The 5,479-nt window shown below is 29.2% G+C and carries 7 protein-coding genes; all 7 read right to left on the reverse strand.

The window, feature by feature from the left end:
• Positions 1-222 (reverse strand): large conductance mechanosensitive channel protein MscL (mscL, locus tag J7M77_RS12860; protein ID WP_296879209.1); only part of this gene is annotated, 222 nt, incomplete at its 3' end.
• A gap of 56 nt (positions 223-278) precedes the next feature.
• Positions 279-1,538, reverse strand: coding sequence for an HAD hydrolase family protein (locus J7M77_RS12865; RefSeq protein WP_296879211.1), 1,260 nt, complete (start codon positions 1,536-1,538; stop codon positions 279-281).
• A gap of 36 nt (positions 1,539-1,574) precedes the next feature.
• Positions 1,575-2,228 (reverse strand): amino acid ABC transporter permease, encoded by a 654-nt coding sequence (locus J7M77_RS12870; RefSeq protein WP_296879213.1) that lies wholly within the window; start codon positions 2,226-2,228, stop codon positions 1,575-1,577.
• Positions 2,228-2,914, reverse strand: a complete 687-nt coding sequence (locus tag J7M77_RS12875) for an amino acid ABC transporter permease (protein ID WP_296879215.1) — start codon at positions 2,912-2,914, stop codon at positions 2,228-2,230. Before J7M77_RS12875 ends, J7M77_RS12870 begins: the two co-directional genes overlap by 1 nt.
• Complete coding sequence (locus tag J7M77_RS12880) at positions 2,914-3,708, reverse strand: transporter substrate-binding domain-containing protein (RefSeq protein ID WP_296879217.1); 795 nt, start codon at positions 3,706-3,708, stop codon at positions 2,914-2,916. The genes J7M77_RS12875 and J7M77_RS12880 overlap by 1 nt, the downstream gene beginning before the upstream one ends.
• Before the next feature lie 12 nt (positions 3,709-3,720).
• Entirely contained in the window at positions 3,721-4,443 is a 723-nt protein-coding gene (locus J7M77_RS12885; protein ID WP_296879219.1) for an amino acid ABC transporter ATP-binding protein, read from the reverse strand.
• Positions 4,418-5,209: a nucleotidyltransferase domain-containing protein gene (locus J7M77_RS12890; RefSeq protein ID WP_296879221.1), complete on the reverse strand. Its 792-nt coding sequence runs from the start codon at positions 5,207-5,209 to the stop codon at positions 4,418-4,420. Before J7M77_RS12890 ends, J7M77_RS12885 begins: the two co-directional genes overlap by 26 nt.
• Positions 5,210-5,479: the final 270 nt, after the last annotated feature.

A 5,479-nucleotide genomic window follows, 5' to 3' on the forward strand; every position in this document is an offset into this window, starting at 1 on the left:
AGCTAGCACTGGTGCATTAGCGCCACTGCCTAATACTAATTTTAAATTTGAAAAATCAACACCACCAAAAATCCCTAATATTGGTGCAATAATATCATTATTTAATGAAGTAACAATGGTTGTAAAAGAACCCCCAATAATTACCCCAACTGCCATATCCATGACATTGCCACGAGTAATAAACTTTTTAAATTCCTCAATAATTCCTTTTCCTCTTTTCATCTTCCTGCCTCCAATATCATGATTATAGCATTTTTATTTATTTTGCCAACAAATTTCTACTTTTTAAAGAAGTAGGGTTCGTATAATTTTTTTAAAGTACGTACTACTTGATTAGAATTATTAGAACTAATTAAAATATCGTATTTGTCTTTAATACTTCCAAAAGTTATTATTTTGTTTGCATTAATTTTTTTTCTTAAATATTCATTCATGTTTTCTCTAGTTGCCATAGGATCATAGATTTTTAGATAATAATATCCAGGATAATCTTTAGATGGATACATTAAAATTTTAATCTGGTTAGACAGTTGTTGTTTTAAGTCTTGATATATTTGTTTAATTATTGTTTGATTATTGATAATCATGATATAAACAACTTTATCATTTTCAAAAGCAGTTTGTTTAATGTAATGACGATAGGGATTCTTTTTTAATTGTTGATAGATTTTTTCTTCAGCTGGATTGAAAAAATCCTGATAATAAATAACTAAACGATCATCAATTATAACATTTGTAAAATAATTAATCGGATATTTATTTAAAAGCTCTTTTAATTTAATTACTATTTCAGGTTTTAAAGGAATAAAATGTTCAAAATGATTATTATTGATATCATATAAAACTGCACCATCCATAGCAATAACTGGCAAATTCAATTTAATTCCCTGTAACACTTCACGAATACTAGCTGGTGTTCGTAAAGTAGAGATTGTAAATTTTGCACCATCTTCTAACATCCGATTTAGTTCTATTTTACTATAACTTGTAAGAGTATCTTGAACAGTAAGTAAAGTATCATCTAATCCGGAGATAAATAAAATATCTTCATTTTTGTAATAGGGAATTCTAAAGCTATTAACGACAATAGCTACAATAATTCCCGTGATTGTATCAAATGTTCGACTAAATACGAAAAATAAGCCATTGATATTTTCACTATGATTAATAACAATACTTAAAAATACGACACAAGAAAAATATGATGTTTCTTTTTTATTAAATAATATTGTCGTATATAAAACTAAACCAACTAAAAAGGCACAAATTAAATAATAATATAATTGATCAATATTTTTTAAATTTAATCTCAATATAATTAGGACAAAGCCATAAACAGCTCCAATAAGGGTTCCTAAGATTCGTTGTTTTGCCATTTTAAAACTATTTTCGATAAAAGGACGCATACACCATAAAGTGGCAATTGCACTATAAAAAGGAGTATCTCCTAAACCAATAAAATGATGAACAATAACACAAATAGCAACTGCAATTGACGATTTTATTATTCTTAATCCCGGTAATGGTATTTTTTTCATAAATATATTTAAAAAGATAGAACTAGTGTCCTATCTTTATCCTCTTGCAAGATGGTTACTAGTTTGTAGCATCCTAGCTAACAGGGAAATAGAAAAGTTAATGACAAAGTAGGTAAAAGCGATACTTCCAAAAATAACAAACATTGTACTAGTAACCGTGACACTTCCCATAATTACTTTACATTGCCACAAAAATTCTGGAGTAGCGACTTGAGATAAATAAGAAGTATCTTTTATAATTGTTGTTATTTGTGAAACTAAGCTAGGAACAATTAGTTGGATACATTGTGGCATAATAATATACCATAATGTTTGTCTAAAATTAAATCCTTGACTTGCCGCGGCTTCAAACTGTCCTTTATCAATTGCATTTAACCCACCTCGGATTACTTCAGCTACAACAGCGGAAGTAAACAAGGTGAAGGAAAAGACTCCTTTAAGATAAGGCGAATCAACAAAGGTAACTGAAAAAGCAACTAATAAAATCCATAACAAGTTTGGCGTATTTCGAAAAAATTCAATATAAATAGTAGCAATTATTTTAACTAGTTTGTTTCCATAAGTACGCATCAAAGCTAAAAGGGTTCCAAAGATCAAACTAGTTATGATTGTCGTAATTGATATTTCTAACGTTAGTAACAATCCGTTTAATACAAAGATTAGATTATCTGTCGTAAATATATTTTCCATTATCCCACCTCGATACTGCTTTTAGCATAGCCTTGTTTTGATTTTTCCTCTAACCATCTTGATAATGTTGTAAGTGGAAAACACAAGATAAAATATAGTAATCCGGTAAATAAGTATACTGGCACATAAATTAAATAAGTACTAGAGAAACTATCCGCCTGATACATCAAATCACCACCAGCAATTATTGCTAGAATTGAGGTATTTTTAATTAAATTAACCGCTTGATTGGTAAGTGGTGGTAAAATAATTCTAATTGCTTGTGGTAAAATGATATATCGCATCGTTTGGATCGTTGAAAAACCTTGACTCATCGCAGCTTCACTTTGACCTTTATCAATTGCCATGATTCCCGTTCTAACTACTTCACTAATATAAGCACCATGGTAAATACCTACGCCAACGATCCCGCACATTTCAACTGATAATACAACGTTAACTAAAGGTAAAACATTGTATATAAAGAATACTTGAACTAGTAAAGGTGTATTTTGGAAAAATTCCACATATACTCGACTGATTGCTTTTAAAATTTTAACTTCACTACAGGACATAACTCCAAAAATAATTCCTAAAATTAATGCTAAAATCAATCCTAGCAAAGCAACTTTAAAAGTTACTAACAAACCATCTACAAATAAATCCAAATTTGCAAAGATGCGTTGATATTGGTCAAAATTAAACATTAGTCTAATCCCCACTTAGTTACCATTTCATCCAATTTGCCGCTATCTTTTAATTCTCCAATAATTTTATCTACTTCATCAGCTAGATCTGTATTTTCTTTAGCTGTTGCCACACCATATTCTTGTGGTGCATATTTATCGTCTAATAATTTATGTCCTGTTAAATACCCTCTTAGAATTGATCCATCAACAGAGAAACAATCAATTCGTTTACCATCTAAAGCCGTATTAATATCAGGATATGAATCATATTCATTAAAATTCAAAGTAATTCCTAATTTAGATGCTTCTTCACTTAAAATTTCTTTCGTTGTAGATGATTTAGCGACACCAATAGTTTTTCCATCAAAATCTTTTAATGTCGTATATTTATCACTATCTTCTTCTCTAATTAATAATTGAACTGGATCTTCATAATATGGTGTTGAAAAATTATATGTTTCTTTTCGTTCATCAGTAATTGTAAAAGTTGCAATGACCATATCTAATTCACCTTTTTCTAACAATGGTCCTCTTGTTTTAGCTGTTACTGCTGTAAATTCAACTTTAGATTCATCACCTAAAATTTCTTTTGCAATTTCTTTAGCTAAATCAATTTCTAAACCTTCATATTCATTAGTTGATGTATTTTGTAACCCAAAATTCGGTACATCAGATTTTACCCCAATTTTAATTACATCGGCATCTTTGATTTTATCTAATGCTGATTTATCACTTGAATCATTAGAACTACATCCCGTTAATCCTAATGTCAAAACCATTAATAATACTACTAATCTTTTAAATAATTTCATTTAAAATTCCCCCTATCTTAATATCTTACTTAAAAACAATTTAGTTCGATCGTGTTTTGGATTATTAAAGAAATGTTCTGGTGTCCCTTCTTCTAAAATAACGCCACCATCCATAAAAATAACCCGATCGGCTACTTGTTTAGCAAAACCCATTTCATGAGTAACACATATCATCGTAATATTTTCTTTTGACAAATTAACCATTACATCCAATACTTCTTGAACCATTTCCGGATCTAAAGCACTAGTCGGTTCATCAAATAAGATAATTTTTTGTTTTGTCGTTAATGCTCTGGCAATCGCTACTCTTTGTTGTTGACCACCAGATAATTGTTCAGGATAAGCATCTGCTTTATTTGCTAATCCTACTTTTTCTAAATACATCATTGCTGTTTTTTTCGCTTCTTCTTTAGGTACTTTTTGCAGTTTTACTGGTGCCAACATTAAATTTTCTAAAACTGTTTTATGTGGATATAAATTAAACTGCTGAAAAACCATCGCTACATTATCACGAACAATACTCGTTTTATTCTTTTTTGTCATTACTTTTCCATCAATAGTAACTGTTCCACTGGTTGGTTCTTCTAAAAAATTAATACAACGAATCATCGTTGACTTACCAGAACCAGAAGGACCTAAAATAACTAACTTTTCACCTTCATTTACAGTTAAATTAATATCTTTTAAAACATGTAACGCTCCAAAGCTTTTATTTAGATTTTCTAGTTTGATCATATAATTCCCCCTCGTAAGTTTGTAATGCTTTAATAAAAACATCATTTAGCGGTCGTTTCTCTTTTAAATCATTAAATTGATAATCTACTAGTCTTTGTGAAACTTTAAAAATACTATCAACAATATAACAATTCAATGATGTTTTTAAAGGAATAGTGACATTTTGATCCTTAGTCAACTTCAACTCTAATATTTCTTGCATATCTTTAAGTAAATTTTCATCTTTGAGCATTTCTTTTTCCAAAGAAGAATAATCAAGTGGTGGCATTTGATTGTTTTCTAAAATATACAAACAAGCAAGTAATGCCCTAATCGAATAAAAGTAATCAATAATTTTTACATCTTTTTTACCTTCAATTCGATCGTAATGCATTGTTGCAATTGACCGATAACTAGAAGCCATTTTATATCCATCAAAATACCTTTTCGAAACCTCTTTCAATTCTTCAAATAACGGTGTCGTAAAATAAACTTTAGGTGAATATAACCACTCTAATATTGCTGGTAAAGATAAATAAATTCCATGAATAGCTCGATATAGATCAACTCCGCTAATATCCAACAAGCCATCATTATAATCAACATAATCTTTATGATCAGTTTCCATATAATCCTTTAATGACCTAATGTAAATAAAACGAACATCATAATCACTGTCCTTTGAAGCGAACCCCCACGCTCTTGAACCTTGTTGACAAGCATAAATAATTTTGAAATTTTCCTGCCTTTCAATCTCTTTTAGCTTGTCCAAAATTTCTTTTTCCACCATCACCCCTCCTAATAATTATTTATCACGATAATAATATTATATCACTTAATTCTATTTGTCAAGAAAAAAACCTGAAATATTAATTCCAGGTCTAGAAATAAACACTAAGAGATTTTTTCTTAAAAACAAATACTGAAAGTTGATAAGCAAAATAGAAAATAACTAAAATTACTATAACACTAATAATATTAATTAAATACAATTCCGTTTTCATTGTATTTGCTAGGGCATGAACGGAAAAGTATGATGAAATTGCCATTAAGACAA

The organism is Thomasclavelia sp., from assembly GCF_017889095.1.
Classification (GTDB): Bacteria; Bacillota_I; Bacilli_A; order Erysipelotrichales; family Coprobacillaceae; genus Thomasclavelia.